Genomic DNA, 19,189 nt, shown 5'->3' on the forward strand with positions numbered 1-19,189 from the left:
CGCCCGGATTCTAGAGTCTCGCCGACAAAACAGAGAAGACAAGGTGAGAAGAATGCTGCAAATCGAATCGAGGCCCGAGCGGGCCCGTGCGCGTGATCTGCAAGTGCGGCTGGCGAGCTGCGAAACCGAAATCCGCGAGGCGCAGAAGCTGCGCTGGCGCGTGTTTGCCGACGAGATGGGCGCCCGCCTCAACAGCCGTGAGCACGGCGTGGATCGCGACCATTTCGATCCCTTCTGCCATCACCTGATCGTGCGCGATGAGGCCGCCGGGCGCATCGTCGGCACCTACCGGATTCTCACGCCAACGGCGGCGCGCCGGGTTGGCAGCTACTACTCCGAAACCGAATTCGACCTGACCCGCTTTCACCTGATCCGCGATCGCCTGGTCGAGATCGGCCGCTCCTGCATCGACCCGGACTACCGCAGCGGCGCGGTGATCGCACTGCTGTGGTCGGGCCTCGCACGCTTCATGCAGGAAAACGGCTACGAGTATCTGATGGGCTGCGCGAGCATCAGCATGGCCGACGGCGGCCATGCCGCGGCGGCGATCTACGATCAGCTCGAGGCCCACCAGGCGCCGGCCGAATGGCGCGGGTTTCCGCGGGTGCGCCTGCCGCTCGAAGCGCTGCGCAATGGCCAGAAGGCCGAGATGCCACCGCTGATCAAGGGCTACATACGCGCCGGCGCCATGGTGTGTGGCGAGCCCGCATGGGATCCGGATTTCAACACCGCCGATTTGCTGATCCTGCTGCCAATGGGGCAAACCGACGCCCGCTACGCACGGCACTTCATCGGCGGGCGCGGCGAGTAATCACGCCCCGGCGCCGGGGCGCTGATGCACGGGCCGCCTTGCCCGTGCCGGGCGCGCCAGCGCCAAGCGATTGGCACACTTGGCACTGGCAAGGCGGCCGGGCTCGCGCGTTACAATCGGCCCTTGCTGTCCGACACTGTCTGCTTGGGCGGCGCGCCTGGCCGGCGGTGCACAGCCCCGGCCAACTCTCAGCCTCGCCGATCCGATACCGCCTTGTTCAAACAGATCCGCGCCGCATGGCGCCTATTGCTGACCCTGATCCACCTGCTCTACGGCTGTGCCTTGGGGGCTTTCTTCTTCCGTCGCTGGAGCGTGCAGAAGCGGCTTGAAGTGAAGAAACGCTGGTCGCGGCAGTTGCTTGGAAAACTTGGCGTTGCGCTGGATGCACGCGGCACGGTCTTCGACGGTGGCGCGCTGGTGGTGGCCAATCACATTTCGGTGCTGGACATCTTCGTGATCAACGCCATCCGGCCCTGCACCTTTGTCTGCAAGGACGACGTCAAGGACTGGCCCCTGATCGGCGGACTGGTGAGCAACGTTGACACAATCTTCATCCAGCGCGGCAATCGCGCCGCCGCGCGTCGCACGGCTGAATCCATGGTGGCGCACCTGCAGGCGGGTGATGCGATCGTCGTATTCCCTGAAGGCACCACCACCAACGGCACCCACATGCTGCCGTTCCGCCCCGCCTTGTTGCAGTCGGCGGTGGATGCGGGCGTGCCGGTGCTGCCGGTGGCGCTGCGCTATCGCGACCCACTGCACGCCATCAGCCCCGCCCCTGCCTACGACGGTGATGTTTCACTGTGGCAGTGCATTCGCGCTGTCGCCCTGGCAGAGGGCCTGGTCGCCGAAGTCACCGCGCTTGCCGCGATCGACTCGCAGGCAGAACGCCAGCACCTTGCTGCACACGCCAAGCACGAAATCGCGACCAGCCTGGGCGTCCCGCATCAGGCCCCGCAGTCAGCACCGGTCTGAATCCGCGCGCAGCGCTTCATGGGCGACAGGCGCTCGTGCGCCGCTCAGGTGCCGTGTTGCTGGCGGAATACCGTCGGGCTGGTGCCGGCCCATTGCTGAAAAGCGCGGCCGAAGCTGCTGGATGAGGTGAAGCCGAGGGTCAGGGCGATCTGCTCGATCGTTGCGCTGCTGTCTTTCAGGCGTTGCTTGGCGACATTGAAACGTGCCTCGCGCGCCAGCTCGCGGAAGCTGGTGCCTTCGCGCGCCAGCATGCGGTTCAAGGTTCGCCTGTGAAGATGCAGCTTCTCGGCGAGGCTTTCTTCCGAGAGCCGGCTTTCGAGCAACAACTGGTGCACCGTGCGTTGCACGCGCGGCGTGACGGCTTCCGGGTGATGGCGCTGGAACTCCGCGATCGTGCGCAGCAGGTGAAAGTGCTTGGCAACATTGAAGGCGCTCTTCTGGATCGGCTGCGCGAGCAAGGCGACCGGAAAACTCATTGCGCAAAGATCCGCATCGAAGAGGAGCGAACAGCCGAAGATCTGCCGAAAGGTGCCGAGGCTGGCAGGGGCGCGGAAGGGAAAATGCACCGCCGCAGGCCGCCACTGCGCGCCGCAGAGCGATCGCATGATGCCCAGCGCAATCCCCATGCCCCCGCCATACACCTGCTCTGAACCCGTCTCGGGCAGATGGTGGATGCCGTAGCTCAAGGAAACGGTGTCCGACATCTCGTCAAGCGCTGCAACCGCCGTCTGGCTGTGCATGTGCAGATGCTGAATCAGCAGACGCAGCGCTTCGCCCACATTGGGTGCGGTGAGCAGCAGCGAACCGAGCAGGCCCAGGGTGGTGGTGTTGGCTCTTGCGCCAAGCCGCACGCCAAAGTCGTCGCCGGTGGCCAGCGCACAGCGCGCGAGCAGCGACCCGGCGGTCTGGAAGTTGATGAGGTTATCCGGGCAGGCGAGAAACGCTTCGCTGACGCCGACGGCATCCAGAATGGGCTGCGGCGAGCAGCCGAGTTCGATGAGTAGTTCCGGGGCTCGGCTCAGGATGCCGACGCGTGCGAAGCCCGTCGGCACAAGGGCGGGGAGTCGTGGAGCGGGTGTCATCGCGATTGCTCGTGTTGAATTGGCGGCTGGACGACGGCCGATCTATGCCACTGTTCTTGTGGGGCCGCGCGCGGTTGCGGGGTGCAGGCGGGCAGGTCGTGCCTGCACGGCGCGGCTTTCGCGGGGCGCTAATGATATCGTCGAATCAAACCCAAGCGCCGGTTGATCTGCCCCGCGAGCCCGCTGCGCACCGTCAATGACAGTTCTTCTGCGGCGCCGCAGCCGTTTGCCAGTTTAGGGCCGCAGCCAGGCGCTACCCACTTGCAGGTAGATCGCCGGGTCGTCACCGCTGTACGCCAGATCGGCGCCGACGTGCAGGCCGAACTTCCGCGCAAGTTCGTAGCGAAAGCCGACGCCGCCGCTCGTGACGTTCTTCGCCGTGCTGGTGGCGGCAAGGCTTGTTCGCGTTGCGCCCGCGCCGCCGAATCCGATCAGGCTCCAGCGCCCGTAGAACTGCCAGCGTGCTTCGGCTTCCAGCGATGCCATCTGATCGCCCTGTACGCTCATCGCCGGTACGCCGCGCAGCATGACGAAGGGCCGCAAGAAGAACGGGGTGTCGGAGGAGGTCCATGCATAGTTAAAGCGCGCCCCGAGCGTGACCTTGTCGTCGGCCGGCAGCCAGCCCATCAGGACCTGCTGGAATTGATCGAAGTCTTCGCTTGCCCCCAGTCCCTTGCGCGATGCGAACCACGAGGATTCCGAATAGGCCCCGCGCGTTGGCGTGAAGATGTTGTCGCGGGTATCGAATTCGAGGATCGCGGTGGGCCCCGAGACTTTGACCTGGATGCGGTCGGCGAGCCCCGGCGCCACGGGGGCATCGCGAAGCTGCGGCTCGACGTCGGCATACACATAGCGCAGCCCGATCGCCCAAGGCGACTTGGGGGCGACCTGCCAGTTCGCCTGCGCCACGCCGCCGGCGAACTTCAACGTGTAACGCACTGCGTTGTCGGCTGAACGCGGATCAAGGCCGTAGAAGTCGAGATTGACCTGTCCGGCGCCGGCGCCGACCAGCGTTTTCACGCGACCATCGAGCCAGCGGCTGACATCGCCCGCGAACGCCGCGCGGGTGCCGTTTTGTGTTGCGATTGCGCCGATCGCGGAGATGTCGGGGCGTGCCCAGCCTTCTTCGCCAGCGTCCGCACGGGGCCGGAAAAACGCGGCGATCATGCCGCCGCCGTAGCCGACCGCGGGCTCGGTCACCACCATAGGAACGGGGAGAAAACGCCGAGGTGTTGCGAGAAAACGGCTGACGTCGAGTTGCCCATCTGCCGGGTCGATGAAGGGCGAGGCGTCTTCCTTCGCGGCGGGGGAGGCCGGTGTCATCGCAAGTGGCGGCACAGCAGCTTCCGAGGGCGCTGGCGCCTCGGCGCGGACCGGGCTGCCCACGCAGACAAACGCAACGGCTGCGCAGAAGATGAATTGCTCTGAAATCCGGGTCACACGATGTTCCATTCTGGGTAAGCGGTTCAAAAATGCAGTGCCAGTTTCAGGGGCCGCGCCAGGCCCTGAGTGGCGCGATTCAGTGCGGGGCACGGAGATATCCATGGCGCAAACGCCGACGCGGGCCTTGAGCCGCGCGCGCCGGAGCCGTCGGTGAGCGCGAACCGGGCGTCGTATCGGCTGCCGGCGATGCCGCCTTCGAACTGGCGGGGCATCGCGCCGCGCACCGTGAGGCCACCCGCCAACGGGCTTACGGTCAAGCGTGGGCTGCCCTTGTCCGCGTCAGTGATCGACGGTGAACCGGAGCGCTGGCACGACCGTGAAAACGATCACCGAACGCACGGCACTCGGCTGGCGCGCGTCGATGAGCAATGCAACGGCATCGGCGCGCCCGCCTCAAGCCACAAGCAGCCAGACGGGGCGGGGCGCGCATTGGCGTGTCACATTGTGCCCGGCGACTTTTCGGCCCCCGAAGGCGGGCTTCACGGGCACGCGTGTCACCAGCGCAGCGCGCTGACTTGGCCTGGCTGCCGGCGACAACACGCTTGCCTGATGCAACCGCCCCGGCGCGGATTGACGCCGGGGCGGTTGTGATCAAAAGCGGTGCGCTGGGGCGCTTGCTACTCTGACCGCAGCCTGCGCGACCCCTCGATCAGCGGGTGCCAGCCGGAGACCAGCGTGATCATGAAGTTGTCCATGTGCATGTCGCCCGGTGCGCTGTCGTTGACGGTCGACTTGTAGCCGACGGTCAGATTCAGGTTTTCGTTGATCGTGTAGCCGAGGGTCAGGCCGAACGCGAGGTCGTTGCGGCTGCTCCCCGAGTTACCGTCAATGGTGGCCGCACCGCCCGAGTACCACGAGCTGTCGATCGCGCCCCACAGATGCTCGGTGAAGTCACGCGTCAGGTGGGCGTCGATCTGGAACAGCGGGTCGGTCTTGAGTGTTTGCCCGACGAAATCGCTGTTCTCGCCAAATAGCCACACGGCAGGCAGGAACTCCAGCGTCGTACGCCGCCCCGGCACCCATGGGCCAATCTGCACGATCATCGGCGCACCGATCCGGCCGTACCAACGATTCTGGCCAAGGTTCAAGGCCTGCTCGCTGTTGTACTTGCCGATCGGGATTGCGAGGTCGGCCAGCAAATCCAGCGAAAAGCCCGGCTGGTAGCGAATCACGTCCGGAATGTTCTTCTGCGCCTGCGGCCCGATGAGGTTGATGTTGAACTCCAGCATCGGATCGCCGAACCCGGCGGACGATTGTTGAATGCTCGTGCCGCTGATTGTCCGGGCTTCGCCCTTGAGGCGCCCCATTGGCAGGATCACCGCAGCCATCGCTGACCGATCCATCAGCGTGAAGGTCTGGGCGTAGCCGCCCAGCGCCATGGTGGCGTCGAAGCTGCCGCCGGGGGTGACCAGATGGGAAGGGTCGAACGGATTGGTATTGCCGCTGATCGATTCAACGATCAAGGGCACCGCGCTGGCGTCCGACAGTGTTTTCCAATAGAACCGACCGGGCACTTGAGCAGAAGCCTGCTGCGCGCCGAATACACCGACGGCAAGAATCGCTGCGGCGGCTAACCGCAGCCCGGCAGAGCGCCATTTCTGCATTGCATCGTTTTTCATGACAGTCCGTCTTTCCTGAATGATGGGTTGTTCGTGGCCATAGCGCTTAGGGCTTCGGGTCCGCGGTCATATCCGCAGGCGGGACAAACTGCTTCTTGTAGATCAGTGGCGGGTAGCCCTCGTCATCGGGCACACGCGGCGGCATCGTGTCTTCCATCGTTTCAAACATCGAGCGGCTGGGCAGGATCACGTTATTGTCCCGCGCATACTGATCCCATAGCGCCACCATCGCCTTCACCTTGTCGGGGCGTTCGGCCGCCAGGTTCTTGCGCTCGGACGGGTCGTTCGCCAGGTTGAACAGCTCCCAGCTCTCGGTGCCGAAGGGTTTGTATTGCCAGCGGATCTTCCATTCGCCTTGTCGCACCGCATGGTTGCCGAAGACTTCCCAGGCCAGGTAGTCGGTGTCGGTGCGCGGCGAATCCGCCTTGCCGGCCAGTACCGGCCCCCAGGACTTGCCGATCAGCGGCGGCAGCTTCTTCCCGTCCTTGCTCTCCGGATAGGTGGTGCCAGCAACCTCCAGCATGGTCGGCACGATGTCCGCCACATGCATCACGCCATGGTTGATGCTGCCCTTCTGGCGTTTGACCAGCGGGCCGCTGACGATCAGGCCATTGCGCACGCCACCTTCGGCCATCCAGCCCTTGTACTGGCTGAACGGGGTCATCGATACCTGCGCCCACATGGGGCCGTAGGAGGGATAGGAGCCGGGCTCGCCCCATGCGTTCGGGTCGGTCTGCGACCAGTTGATGGCCGCGAAAAGGAAGTCGCGTGATCCGGGTGAGCCCGCAATCATCTTGAGCAGATCGGTCCCCTCGGCGCCGTTGTCACCGAAGACCAGGAAGATCGTGTTCTCGTATTCGCCGATTTCCTTGAGGTGGTTGATCAAGCGGCCAACATGGTGGTCGAGGTTCTCGACCATGCCGGCGTAGAGCTCCATCTTCTTGCCCATGATCGCTCGGGCTGCCGGCGCGAGCACGATCGGGTCCGGCAAGAACCACATGCGTTCGGCAAGCTTCGTTCCCGCCGGCATGATGCCCAGCTCGATCTGACGCTTCAGGCGCTCCTGCCGTACCGCATCCCAACCCTTGTCGTACTCGCCCACATGGCGGTTGCGCCACTCCGGCGGCAGGTGCAAGGGGTCATGCGGGGCCTGGTGAGACACATACGCAAAGAAGGGTTTGCCATCACCGTGGTTCGCATCGATGAAGCTGATGAGCTTGTCCGTGTAGGTCTTCGTTGCGTAGTAGTCTTTCGGCAGCTCTTTGAGGTAGCGGCCATCTTCGGTGAAGACCGACTTGGGTGAGGCGGCCGTGAAGTTGGTCATGTCCCAGTAGCTGCCGGCACCGTCAAGCAGCGTGAAGTCGCGCTCGAAGCCCCGCGCCGCGGGGATCAGGTTGGGCGCCTTGCCCAGATGCCACTTGCCGGCCATGTAGGTGTGATAGCCGGCGGCTTTGAGCAGTTGCGGCAGCGTGACGACCTGATCGTTCAGGTAGCCCTCGTAGCCGGGCACGCCGCGCTGATTCGGCGCCGTAAACTCATCCATGTTGCCCATGCCGTTCCGGTGCGTATCAACGCCGGTGAGCAGCATGGAGCGCGTGGGCGAGCTGGTCGCATGCGTGTAGAAGTTGGTGAAGCGCACGCCATCGTTGGCGAGGGCGTCGAGGTTAGGGGTTTTGATCTCGCTGCCGAACGACCCCATGTCGGCATAGCCCAGGTCGTCACCGAGAATAATCACAATGTTGGGCCGCTTGGTTTGCGCCTGGGCCTGCGCCTGGGCGGGCGCCGGGGCAGCAAACAACGCCGCAATGGTTGCGGCGATCACGGTCATGGATGCTCTTTTCATATGCTCTCCAATCAAGTTATACAGCCCGCCGCTTGGGAGCTGCGGCAACTTCCCGCGCGAAACCATTTCAGCGCTGGCGGGCATTCAAGTGCTTGGGCAAGATCAAGAAAACACGCCAGCAATCGACCTTGTGTCAGCCGCTTCTTTCCGCTCGCCCAAGCGATGCGGGGAAGAGGCCAGTCGAGGGGCGCCAGTACGAGCTTCTTCTTTCAACCTCCTCGTGATCGGCGCAGGCTCGCCGAGACTTGTTGAAGGATCTTCGGCATATCGCGCTGGATATGCGCATAGAAGTGCTTCAAGCCCGGGCAGAGGTAGTTCAAGCCCGGCTCGCCTGAGGGCGTTCGCACCAGCCGGTTCTTGGGGCATTCGCCCCAGCACAGCTTGAGGTAGCTGCACTGCCGGCAGTACTCCGGCAGGGTGTCGCGCTTGGCGAAGCCAAACTTCTGCTGCGGTGCCGAGTAGGCCATGTCACCCCAATGGGTGTCGGCGATGTTGCCCAGCCGGTACTCGGGATAGACATAGTGGTCACACGAGAAGACGTCGCCGTTGTGTTCGACCGCCAGCGCCTTGCCGCAGAACTCGGCGGTGACGCAGCGCTGTGCAGGCATGCCGAGCGACTGCGCCACCACGTTCTCGAAAAGGTCGATATGCACCTTGCCGTAATCGTGTGCGTACCAGTCGTCCCAGACTGCGCTCAGGAAGCTGCCCCAGTCTTCCGCCGCGACCGACCAGTCGGTGACGATCGAATCTTCGGCGCCGGGGCTGGCGCGTGGGGTGCCGACCACCGGCAAGCGGTCCCGGTCCCAGTGCTGTGGCGCCACGCTGTCGAAGCCTTGCGGTTCGACGCATGACATGAACTGCACACGTTTCGCGCCGAGCTCGCGGGTCAGGAAGCGGTAGACCTCCAGTGGCTGCTTTGCATTCTCGCGATTGACCACGCACATCGCGACAAACGGCACGCCGTGTTGCTGCAACAACTTCGCGGCAGCGACCACCTTGTCGTGCGTCGATGCGCCGCCTTTCGTGAAGCGATAGCGGTCGTGCAGGGCCTTGGGGCCGTCGCAGCTCAGGCCGACGAGAAATCCGTGCTGCCGCAGGAAGGCCGCCCAATCGGCGTCGAGCAGGGTGCCGTTGGTCTGCAGATCGTTTTCGATGCGCTGGCCCGGCTTCTTGTAGCGTGCCTGCAGGGCCACCACCTTGCGGAAGAATTCGAGCCCGAGAATCGTTGGCTCGCCCCCCTGCCAGCTGAAGACGACTTCTTCGCCCGTCTGTGCCTCGATGTACTGACGAATGTGTTCTTCGAGCAGTTGGTCCACCATGCGCGGCTGCTTTGGCTGGCCGAGCAAGGTCTCCTTGTGCAGGTAGTAGCAGTAAGGGCAGTCGAGATTGCACAGCGAACCGATCGGCTTGACCATCGCATGAAAGCGATACCCCGCGCCGGCTGGCCGCGGGGCCTGCTCGGGGCGGGCCTTCATCATCACAATCGCTTGAGTCTGCCTTTGCGTCATGGGTGACTTGCTCCCTGGAGGGCGGCTTCAACGATCCGGCTTCGGCCTGGCTGCCCGGTGAGTTTCGGACAGCGCGCGCGATCGAGTTGGGCGTTGCTTTCTGGCGTCTTCACGCAACCAATCCAGTCTGCAAAACGCGCTGAAACAGTGCTTGCGCAGCACCCGCTGAGGTGGCGGCTACATTGATGAGGGCCGGCCGGCGGTTGTGATGGCGCGGAGCGCATGCACGTAACCTCGCTGCGGCCAGTTACGCGCTCGGTCATCACAGGTCTGCCTGGCGGCGGCAGCGATCGGCGCTGCATCCTTGGCTGGCCGATGCGCGGGCGTTCAAAGCCCCCCGCGGACCAAGCTGTGCGGGGCGCTTTCGCTGGCAGTGCAGTGGTGTGGCCAGGCATTCAGATCTCGCTTTGCGCTTCGATGCGGCCTTCGCGGATGGCTCGGGTGAAAGCCCTGAAGTCGCTCGCGTTCTGATCGGCGTACTCGACTGCAAATTCACCGATGGCGTCGTCGAAGCTGCGCCCGGAGCCCATGTAGCCAGCCATCATCGCGGCGTCGCCTGAGCGCGCGTGCGCTCGGGCCAATGCATGCGCGCACAGACGGCCGTAGTGCCGCAGCAGCCCTGCATCGCAGTCTTCGATGACGGCAGTGACCTTCACGTCGCGCAACTGGCGAACGTAGACGTCGCGTCCGTCTTGAGTTCGCGTCCAGCCGAGGAAGATGTCGCTTGCCGTCTGCATAAGGCGCTGACCGGCCACGACACGCTGCCCGTGGTTGGCATGCAGGCTCTTGCCCGCATACGGTTCGAGCACCGACGCGCGGGCCTCCTTGACCTGCAGGAACAAGGGGTCGTGGTCTGCCGCCATGAACAGGCACACGCCGCACACGGTACCGACGCTGCCGACGCCCACGACTTTCACCGCGTAGTCGAAGAAGTGATACCGATCGAAGAGGGTCCGAATATGCTCGGGCAAGCTCTCGCGATAGGCTGCGATCACCGCTTTGGCGCCGGTGACGAGTCCGGGCGCCTGCTCCGCGGTCGGATGGAAGATCAGTGGCGGCTCGTCCTTGATCGTGGGCCTTAGCCCATGTTCCGAGACCAGCTTCGGATACAGGAACTCGGGGGCGGCCTTGCGCTGTGCCTCGGCGATCCGCTCGGCAGTCCGCTTGCGGATTTCCTTCTGCAGCGCAGGGTCTGCGGCGCGGTCTTCGTATCCGGCCAGGTCGATCCGGTCGTACCAGACTTCCAGCGCGCGCATCGACGCATAGTTGGCAATGCGTTCGCGGTACTCGCGCGCCACGTCGGTCGCGGCGCGGGCCGCTTCGCTGTCGGGCAGGCGAAGATGCTGGGCGGCGATCACAACGCTTGCCGCAAGGCGTTTCAGGTCCCACTCGAACGGCGCCGGGAGCGTCTCGTCGAGGTCGTTGATGTCGAAGATGATGTTGCGCTCGGGCGTGGCGAAGCCGCCGAAATTCATCAGGTGCGCATCACCGCATGCCTGGACCCGGATTCCGCTGCTCGGTGTCGTTGCCAGGTCAGCCGCCATCAGCGCGGCGGAGCCGCGATAAAAGGCAAATGCTGACGCCGCCATGCGGCCGAACCGGATCGGCACGAGTTCGGTCAGGCGCCCCACATTCGCTGCGCTCACGATGGCAACCGGGTCTTGACGGGCTTTCGGCCGCTTCCACCCTGCTTGTGATTCGCGCGGCACGGCTTCGCGCAGCGCCTTGCCCTTGGCTCGACGCTCGTCGGGCGAGAGGTAGGAAGACTCTCGTCCTGCTGCGCCGCCTGTGATCTTGTTCGTTGCGCGCTTGGACATCGTTGGATCTCCTGCTTGGCGCTACTTGGGAAACAGGAAGGTCAGCTGGGCTCTGAGCCCCCATCCAGTCGGGCCGTTATCCGGTGCGTCGGCCCAGTACTTGGCTGCGACGGCAAGCTGGAGAATCTGCGGCCCGATCTTCAACATTTGACCTGCCTGAACGATCAAGGGAACCTGCCACTGCTTCCCCTTCCAATCGTAGGCCGATTCCGTGTATGCGCCGATGGTTGTGTGCGACGCGGTGGTGTAGCTGAAGAATGGTTGCAGCGTGGAGGTGTTGACGTCGTGGCGCTCGTCGTTGCCCGCGACTGACCAGATGTGGCCCACCAGCATGCCGACTGTCCATGGGCCGGTTTGCTTCAGGGCCACGCCGGTTGGCCCGACGCCCCATTTTTCTGTGCCGAGCACTTCCTGGCTGGCCGTGGGCAACAAGAGAACCGGCCCCACACCCCAGATCAGGCCGTTTGCGCTCGGAGATTTCGGCGAGAAGAAGAGGCTCGTTGTGATGTCCGAAATCCCGGACTCATTCGCTGCCGCCACCGGAAAGTCTTTCTGATCCACAAACGTGATGAGGGTCCGCGTGATCAGGTTCCAGTCTTCGTTCAAGGCGAACGGCACGACGGGCTGGGCGATGAGTTTGCTGGCCGTGGCGCCATCGTTCGCCCCGCCGTACTCGTCATGGTTGTACTGCAGCGGCACGCTGATCAGCGATGCAACCGGGTTCGACAGTTTCTTGGCCAGTTCAGCGGCCTCGTCCTCCTGCGCCCACGCGGGCTGAGCCAGTGCCGAGGCGCTGGCCAACAGTAGAAACATCCGTCCAGAGCTGAGTTTCATCCTTGTCTTCCCCGTTTGCGATTCATTAATCAGCAACGCCCGAGCCGCCGACCGACGCACTACCGAACCGAGCGGCGCGCCACGCCACCCACGTTGCCGGCTACGCCGGGCTGATTGATGCCGGGGTCGACCACGCCGATACCGGGCGCGCCGACTCCGACGCCGGGCGCACCGACACCCACGTTGCCAGCCGCGCCGGGCTGATTGATGCCTGGGTCGACGACACCGACCCCGGGTGCGCCGACACCGGCGCCGGGGCTTACCCCCACACCGGGCGCGCCCACACCAACGCCGGGTGTGACTCCCACCCCCGGTGCGCCAACACCCACGCCGCGCCTCACGCCGGGCCCTGGTGCGCCGACACCGACACCGGGGTCAACTGCGGCCGAGACGCCCGCCAGCAGCGCCAGAACGCTGCCTGCCAGGTATCTGCAAAACAAGACATTTACGCGCATATCCGACCTCCTTACGATGACGCGGCTGTGCTGCACAAACCGGGCTACTGGACGACGTACACCAGGTTGTTGCCCTGAAAGGCGGCTCGGTAATAGACGTTGCCGCACTTGTAGTACTCGATACCGTCCTTCGGTGCCGAGACACAGCCGCTGGGCAGCGCCGGCACCACCGCGCCCTTGGCGGGCGGCGTGCTTGCAGCCGCTTGTTGTTTCGCGACGGCCGCCTGTTGCTCGGCAGTTGCCGCCTGCTGCTTGGCCGTCGCAGCTTGCTGTTCGGCCACCGCCTTCTGTTGTTCTGCGGTTTGCTGTTGCTGTGCGTTGGCGCTGGCCGCCGTCGAGGCGGCCGCCGTTGTGCGCACTGCCGTGCGCCGGGCCACCCCGGCGACCGACCAGGGGGTCGCCGGCGCACCCACCACGGCGGAGGCCGAGCGGGGCTGTACGGCAGACAGAAGCCCGCCCCCTTCGCCGCCGGCGAGCCAGAGTGCAGTGCCCGCCAGCACCAGTGCGAGCGGGCGAAGCGAAGCGATTCGATGGATCATGAAGGGCTCCTCAACGTCGGTCACTGCGCCGCGCCAGGCGGCAGGAACTCGACCTTCCTGGCCTGGGCAGAAGGTTTGTAGGTGAAGGCCTTGTCGCTGACCGTCGGCTTGAGGTTCCACTTGGTCGCCACCACCGAGAACTGCGGGGCGTTGACCACATCCTTGGTCGTCAGCACCAGCTTGCGAACCAGCGGTTCCTTGCCTTCCTGGATCCAGATCTGGGTATCGACATGCGGCGCGCTGAAGGCCAGGTGGTCACAGCGCACGCCCTCGACATAGCCCTTGCCAACCACGAAGCCGGTGGTGACCTCGCTGAGCAGGATGTCGTAGGCGTTGGTGTAGAGCAGATCGCCGGCCGGGGCGATCACGTCGAGCTGGCTGCGCGCGTAGTCGAGCATGCCATCGAGTGTGGGCGGCACCGCCACGGTGGCGTAGACCTTGTCGGCGGGGTTCTCCAGCGTCAGCGTCTTGCCGTCGTAGTAGAACACCTGATGCACCAGATCGCCGCCGCGTTCGACCCGCAGCTTGTTCGGGCGCTGGATGAGTTGCTTGCCGGTGTGATCGAACTGGATCTTCTGACCCGAGCGCAGCACTACTTCGAGCGAGTTGCGGGTTTCGATCGAGAAGGCTTGCTGCTTGGCGAGGAAGTCGGTTGCCGCGCGCAGCAGCTTCGCTGCGTCGGGGCTGACGCCATCGGCTTGCGCCAGCGGGCTGTGGATCGCCACGGCCAGCAGCGGTGCCGCAAGCCAGGCCCGGAGTGTTGCCCCGCGATGCAAGGCAGAGAATGTGCTCATGCTGATTGATCTCCCGTCAGTCAAGTGTGGCGGGCATCAAGGAAGCGTCCGGCGCCGACAGGCATCATGGCGTCGCATGCATGCGCGCCCAATGAGCTGTGGCAAAAGGGAGGCTCGACAGCGTGGCCCGACCACCACGGCGAAGTGCTGGAAATAGCCAACCCATCATGGCACTGGCGAGAATGCCCCCTTCTACATTTTGCGACACCCTTGGTGGTGATCTCGCCTCTGCTTGATACGACGCAAACATTGCCTGCCGGACGTAGCGGCGGCCTTTTGCGCCTTGCTCGGCAATCGGCATGCAGCGTTTCCTGCGCCGCTGCCCGGCTGTGGCGGGCGCCGCTTCAGCGGAATCCTGAAAAGCCCTGTCCGGGGGTGGCAGGCAGAAGGGTGGTCGAGCGCGGTCGGTGAGGGGCGGCCGTGCAGGCCTGCTACGCCGCCCGCGCCGAGCTGAGCGCCAAGGCGGTCAGGGTCTGCCGTGGCCGGCGCTTTGCGCTGGCGATGCGGGCCGCCAGTCCATGCGTGCGCCGGGTCGTTACCGGCACCGGGGCAGCGCCCCGATCCCGGTACGTGGCTCAGTGGTCGTGGCGGTGGATGTCAATCACGCCGGCATTGTTCAGAGCGAAGGTTGCCGCCTTGATGCAGGGTTCGGATTCGGCGCAGCTGGGCAGGCCGATTGCCGCTTTCTCGCCGGCGGCACGGCGGAACACGGTCTTGCCTTCCTTGATGGTTTCGATGACCTTGATCGTGTCGATCGTCATCGGGTCGCCATCAAGCGGGCTGCGGTCGAGCACCACGAAGTCGGCCAGTTTGCCGACCTCGATCGAGCCTTTGCGCTGCTCTTCAAAATGCTGCCAGGCCGACCAGAGCGTATGGGTCTTGAGCGCCACCCAGGGCGAGACACGGTGCTCCGGCCCGAGCACCTGACCACTGCGGGTGACGCGATTGACCGTGGCATGCATGACGCGCATCGGGTCGGGCATGGCCACCGGCGCGTCGTGGTGCGAGGTGAAGATCATGTTGCGCTGCATCGCCCAGCCCAAGGGCGAAATATTGACCGCGCGCTCGGCGCCCAGCACCGAGTCGCGGTGCCAGTCGCCCCAGTAGTAGGTGTGCATCGGGAAGAATGAAGGGAAGATGCCCAGGTCACGGAAGGCCTGAACCTGGTCTTCCCGCGCGGTCTGTGCGTGGATCGCCACCGGCCGGCGATCGGACTTGCCGTGCTTGGCTTCCGCCGCACGCACCGCGGCGATGAACTGGTCGATTGCTGCATCGCCATTCACATGCGCCAGCACCTGCCAGCCCTTCTGGAAGGCCTGATCGACAAAGCCATGCACCTGTTCGTCGGTGAAGGCTGGGTAGCCGTGGTAGTCCGGCTTCTGGCCATCCGGAGCCTTGTAGTAGGGTTTGCTCAGCCATGCCGTCTTGCCCTGCGGTGAGCCATCGAGCGTGAGCTTGATGCCACCAATGCGGAAGTGCTGCGTGTAGCTGCGTGACAACCACGGCGCTTTCATCGCCTCGGCGCCCACCGTAATGTCCGGGTAGGCGACCACGTCGATATCCAGCTTGCCGCTCCTGGCCACCGCTTCCATGGTGGCGGCCGACCCGAGCGAGGCCTTGCCTTCCTGCGCGGTGGTGTAGCCGAAACGTTTGTAGAGATTCACGCCCGCGGCAAACAGCGCCTTGTTGGCATCCGGCCCGAGCTTGCTCATCAAACCGAATAAGGGGCCGAAGAAGGCGTTCTCTTCAAGCACGCCGTTCGGTTCCTGCCCGCCTTCCTTGCGCCGGATGTTGCCACCGGGCGGGTTCTTGCTCGCCGCGGTCAGCCCCAGCATCTGCAGCGCCTTGCTGTTCATCACCCCCAGGTGGCCCGATTGGTGAACGATCACGACCGGCAAGCGCGTGGAGACCTGGTCGAGGTCATCCCGCGTGGGGTGACGTTGCTCCTTGAGCTGCGCATCGTCGTAGCCGAAGCCCACGATCCAGCCGTACTTTCCGGTGATCGTCTCGTTCTGTGCCGCCCAGGCCTTCAGCGTGGCCTGCAGCGCCGCGATGTCGTTCACGCTGCCGTCCGGCGCAGGCAGAAGATTGGCCGAAATCGCCTGGATGCCGGTGTTGAACACATGGCCGTGCGGGTCGATGAAGCCCGGCAGCATCGCCTTGCCCTGCAGGTCGATCAGCTTTGTCTTTGCCCCTTTGAACTTCATGACATCGTTGCGATAACCCACGGCAAGAATCTTGCCGCCCTTGATCGCCACTGCTTCGGCTTCAGGCTGAAGATCGTTGACGGTGACGATCTTGCCACCGGCGTAGATGGCATCGGCCACGGCTTGCGCGGCCTGGCCTGCCGGCGACAGGGCGAGCGCCAGCACGCTCACGGAGACGCCAGCAAGAATGGAGCGACGGTTGTTCATCATGGTGATCTCCGGTTCGGGGCTGGATTGAACAAGAAGAGGCAAGGGTTCGGCGGCCATTCTGGTTTGGAGGCCGGAATCCTTCAATCGCTTTCTTCGCTTTGGCCTTCGAGCGAAGCGCGGCCTGTGAAGGCCGTCTGCGGTCGCGCTACGGCGCCCGGCAATAGTCTTCGAATGCCGGTGCGCCGGGTTCCAGCGTCTTTTCCTTGGCAAGCTCCCAAGGGCGCACACACGCCGCTTCTCGTGCGCACCAGGCATAGCCGGCCGAGCCGCGGCATCCATGCGCGTCCTGGTCCGATCCAGGGCGTGGCATCGGCGGCTGTGTCGCACAGGCGGAAAGGCCGACCAGCAGGCAGAGCAGTCGCACGTTTCTCATGGGTGGCTCTCAATGCAGAAATCGGCGCAAGGGGCGCGCCCGGATCGCCATCTTAGGGAAGGCCTGAATAAGTGGCTGCGACGGCGCATCGCTGCGTTGCGGCGTGCTCGCTCCCGCGCCTATCCCTTTGATATGTCTTGGTCGCTGCGCGCGCCGCGCCTTGCGCTGCATCCCTCTCGCTCACTTACTCAGACCTTCCTTAACGCTGCATCCGTGTCTGCGATGCAGAGGCCCCGGGTGCCCGTGGGCCACTCGCGCATCGGCCTGGCGTGGCTTCGTTGCCTTGGTCGGGGTACGGCGAGCGGATCGTTCCGCGGGCATTGCCGTGCGGGTCGCGCATTCAGTCTTCCGGTTTTGGGCGGGGCGCGATGCCCGCAGCGGCCGGGCGCCACGCGGCCAGTTTGTCTTCGAAGCGCTGGCCGGCGTTTGCCGGGCTGGTGGAGGGGAGTCGCATCCGCTCGATCTGCCGCGCGGATGCGCTCAGTTGCGGTAGCGCGTGGCGGCGGAACAGGGCCTCGGCGGCGCTGCCGTTGAAGGCGATGCGGACAATCGCCGGGTGCTGCGCGAGGAAGGCGCCAAAGTCGTTCGGCTCAATGCTCTCCGCCACGATGGCCGAGTCAAGGCTGCCACTGCGGCGGCAGGCGGCCAGCACATCCCACAAGGCAACCCCGGCCGCTTGCAGCGCGCCCAGGCGCTCGGCGTAGGGGCGTGCCGCGTCAAAGCCGAACAGCGCCCCCATGATCGGCCAGAACGCGTTGCGCGGATGGGCGTAGTACTGCTGCGCGTCGAGCGAGGCTGCGCCGGGCATCGACCCGAGGATCAGCAGCCGTGCGTCGGCGCGCGCGATCGGGGCGAAAGCTTGCCGTCGTTCAGCGCGGGATGGCATCGATGTCGAACACCGCCCGCACCGGGTCGTGGTCAGACGCGCCGTCCGGGTACTCGGCGTTGATGTGCAGCACCTGGTAACTGCGCAGGGCGCCCTGCATCAGCGCGGGTGAGGCGAAGACATGGTCAAGCGCCTGCGAATTGCCGTCGTGGATGTAGGTGTAGCGTTCGGCCGCCGGCAGGCTGAGCGTGAGGTTGCTCAGGCCGGCTGCTTCGATGGACTGCGATGCGGGGCCGAAGTCGAAGTCGTTGAAGTCGCCGAGCACCAGCACGGCGCTGTCGGCGCGGCGGGCGAGCAGGCTGCGGACGAAGTCCGCCACCACGCCGGCCTGGGCGGTGCGCTGGATCTCCGAGGCGGCGAACGGTGGCTGCTGGGGGCCGAACAGGGGCTGGTCGATGCGTTTGGATGCGAAGTGCACCGCCACCAGAACGAGCCGCTTGCCGGCCACGGTGAACTGCGCGGCGAGCGGCTTGCGGCTCGATTCGAAGGCCGGATCGTCTGGCGCGATGCGGCCCGCCGCCGGTTGCAGCTTGCCGCCGGCGGCAATGCTGACGGCGTCGCGCGGGCCGCCGACGCTTCCATCGAGCTGCACCCGGACCGGGTCGTACAGGATCACCGGCCGGATGTTCGCGCCGGGCGCGCCGCCATCGGCGTTGTTGACCGGATCAACGCCCACCCAGCGGTAGGCGGGGCCGCCGGCCGCGCGGATCGCGTTGCTCAGGCGGGTGAGGGTCTGGCTGGCATCGGTGACGCCCTTGTCGCGCGGGCCGTCGTCGTCTTGAACTTCCTGCAGCGCGATCAGGTGCGGCGAGGCGAGCTGGGTGACGATCTGCCGCGCGATGGCGTCAAAGCGCGCTTGCGGCGCGTTGCCGCCGAGGTTTTCAAGGTTGTAGGCCGCCACGCCCAACTGCCCGCGGCCCAGCGGCGCGGCAAGCTGCGCCGGCAGGGCGCGTGCCTGCAGTTGCGGGGATTCGGTCAGGCGCAGGCGGTAGTTGCCGAAGCTGTAGTCGACGATGCCGCGCAGCTTCAGCAGGCGATCACCCGTCTTGATGCCCGGCGGCGTGGGCGTCAGCGATGCGTCGAGCAGGATGCGATGGGGGTTGAACTGGCCGGGCGCAATCGCGACCCCGCCGCGCGCCGTGCGCAAGCCGGCATCGGCCTGCGCCGCCAGGATCACCGCCACCTCGCCCCGTTCGCCGCGCGGCCCCACCGCGATGGCTTCGTCGATCTCGACCTGCATGCCTTCGAGGCTCTCGAAGAAATCCATCGCGAAGCGTTCGGGGTCGAGCGGGCGGCGCGCGGCTTCCACGTTGCCCAGCGTCGGCGCGATCGCGGCGCTCGGCGGCAAGCGCCCGCCGCGACCCAGCACGACGGGGGCGGGCAGGGGGATACCGCTTGCAAGGCGCTGCCAGCGGGCATCGCTCAGCTGGGTGATGGTGAGGTTGTCGGGGTTGCGGCCAGGGCGGTATTCGCCAACGCGGCCACTGACCGCGATGCGGTCGCCCACCGCCGGCGGCTTTTCCTTGCCAAGAAAGACGTACAGCGCATCGGCGGTGCGGCGGTCGTCGTCGGGCGTTTCGTCCTGCAACCAGAAGCCGTTGCGGGTGACGGCGGTGACCACGCCGCCAAGCGCATCCACCGACTGCCCGGCCAGTGGCGAGAGGTGGCCACTGCCCTGGACCTGCGCAATCGTCACGCCCTGCGCGGCGCTCGCCACGCACAGCGCCAGCAGTCCGAAGCCGAATTTCGATGAACGCAACACTTGCACCATGGTTGCCAAGCCTACCCGATTT

At 65.4% G+C, this 19,189-nt stretch carries 16 protein-coding genes; 2 read left to right on the top strand and 14 right to left on the bottom strand.

Features of this window, described 5'->3' with window-relative positions; all coding sequences use genetic code 11:
* The first annotated feature begins 52 nt into the window (after positions 1-52).
* Both OPU71_RS05495 and OPU71_RS05500 read left to right on the top strand, forming a co-directional pair.
* Positions 53-811 (top strand): GNAT family N-acetyltransferase, encoded by a 759-nt coding sequence (locus tag OPU71_RS05495; protein WP_267725947.1) that lies wholly within the window; start codon positions 53-55, stop codon positions 809-811.
* 213 nt (positions 812-1,024) lie between these two features.
* Entirely contained in the window at positions 1,025-1,786 is a 762-nt protein-coding gene (locus OPU71_RS05500) for a lysophospholipid acyltransferase family protein (RefSeq protein ID WP_267725950.1), read from the top strand.
* A gap of 44 nt (positions 1,787-1,830) precedes the next feature.
* Here the strand turns inward: OPU71_RS05500 and OPU71_RS05505 are convergent, their stop codons facing one another.
* From OPU71_RS05505 to OPU71_RS05570, 14 genes are all read right to left on the bottom strand, one after another.
* Positions 1,831-2,868, bottom strand: coding sequence for an AraC family transcriptional regulator (locus OPU71_RS05505; RefSeq protein ID WP_267725952.1), 1,038 nt, complete (start codon positions 2,866-2,868; stop codon positions 1,831-1,833).
* A gap of 234 nt (positions 2,869-3,102) precedes the next feature.
* Positions 3,103-4,308 carry a hypothetical protein gene (locus OPU71_RS05510; protein WP_267725954.1) on the bottom strand — a complete coding sequence of 402 codons (1,206 nt, stop codon included), beginning with the start codon at positions 4,306-4,308 and terminating at the stop codon, positions 3,103-3,105.
* 620 nt (positions 4,309-4,928) lie between these two features.
* Entirely contained in the window at positions 4,929-5,930 is a 1,002-nt protein-coding gene (locus tag OPU71_RS05515) for a transporter (protein ID WP_267725956.1), read from the bottom strand.
* A gap of 46 nt (positions 5,931-5,976) precedes the next feature.
* Positions 5,977-7,773 (bottom strand): arylsulfatase, encoded by a 1,797-nt coding sequence (locus OPU71_RS05520; protein WP_267725958.1) that lies wholly within the window; start codon positions 7,771-7,773, stop codon positions 5,977-5,979.
* Between the two features lie 209 nt (positions 7,774-7,982).
* The gene (locus OPU71_RS05525) at positions 7,983-9,281 is read right to left on the bottom strand and encodes an anaerobic sulfatase maturase (RefSeq protein WP_267725961.1); all 1,299 of its coding nucleotides are present in this window, start codon (positions 9,279-9,281) and stop codon (positions 7,983-7,985) included.
* Between the two features lie 395 nt (positions 9,282-9,676).
* The gene (locus OPU71_RS05530) at positions 9,677-11,098 is read right to left on the bottom strand and encodes a DUF2252 domain-containing protein (RefSeq protein ID WP_267725963.1); all 1,422 of its coding nucleotides are present in this window, start codon (positions 11,096-11,098) and stop codon (positions 9,677-9,679) included.
* Between the two features lie 21 nt (positions 11,099-11,119).
* A complete protein-coding gene (locus tag OPU71_RS05535) occupies positions 11,120-11,968 on the bottom strand; it encodes a transporter (RefSeq protein WP_267725965.1) in 849 nt (282 codons plus the stop codon).
* A gap of 23 nt (positions 11,969-11,991) precedes the next feature.
* Positions 11,992-12,387, bottom strand: coding sequence for a hypothetical protein (locus OPU71_RS05540; RefSeq protein ID WP_267725967.1), 396 nt, complete (start codon positions 12,385-12,387; stop codon positions 11,992-11,994).
* A 44-nt stretch (positions 12,388-12,431) separates the two neighbouring features.
* Positions 12,432-12,926: a hypothetical protein gene (locus OPU71_RS05545; RefSeq protein WP_267725970.1), complete on the bottom strand. Its 495-nt coding sequence runs from the start codon at positions 12,924-12,926 to the stop codon at positions 12,432-12,434.
* 20 nt (positions 12,927-12,946) lie between these two features.
* Positions 12,947-13,720 carry a DUF2092 domain-containing protein gene (locus OPU71_RS05550; RefSeq protein WP_267725973.1) on the bottom strand — a complete coding sequence of 258 codons (774 nt, stop codon included), beginning with the start codon at positions 13,718-13,720 and terminating at the stop codon, positions 12,947-12,949.
* A 575-nt stretch (positions 13,721-14,295) separates the two neighbouring features.
* Positions 14,296-16,137, bottom strand: a complete 1,842-nt coding sequence (locus tag OPU71_RS05555; protein WP_267725976.1) for an amidohydrolase — start codon at positions 16,135-16,137, stop codon at positions 14,296-14,298.
* 145 nt (positions 16,138-16,282) lie between these two features.
* Positions 16,283-16,510: a hypothetical protein gene (locus OPU71_RS05560; protein ID WP_267725978.1), complete on the bottom strand. Its 228-nt coding sequence runs from the start codon at positions 16,508-16,510 to the stop codon at positions 16,283-16,285.
* Positions 16,511-16,850: 340 nt separating this feature from the next.
* Complete coding sequence (locus OPU71_RS05565) at positions 16,851-17,396, bottom strand: DNA-deoxyinosine glycosylase (protein WP_267725980.1); 546 nt, start codon at positions 17,394-17,396, stop codon at positions 16,851-16,853.
* Positions 17,380-19,167: an endonuclease/exonuclease/phosphatase family protein gene (locus OPU71_RS05570; RefSeq protein ID WP_267725982.1), complete on the bottom strand. Its 1,788-nt coding sequence runs from the start codon at positions 19,165-19,167 to the stop codon at positions 17,380-17,382. Before OPU71_RS05570 ends, OPU71_RS05565 begins: the two co-directional genes overlap by 17 nt.
* Positions 19,168-19,189 lie beyond the last annotated feature (22 nt).

It is taken from the genome of Niveibacterium sp. 24ML, assembly GCF_026586805.1.
Taxonomy (GTDB): Bacteria; Pseudomonadota; Gammaproteobacteria; order Burkholderiales; family Rhodocyclaceae; genus Niveibacterium.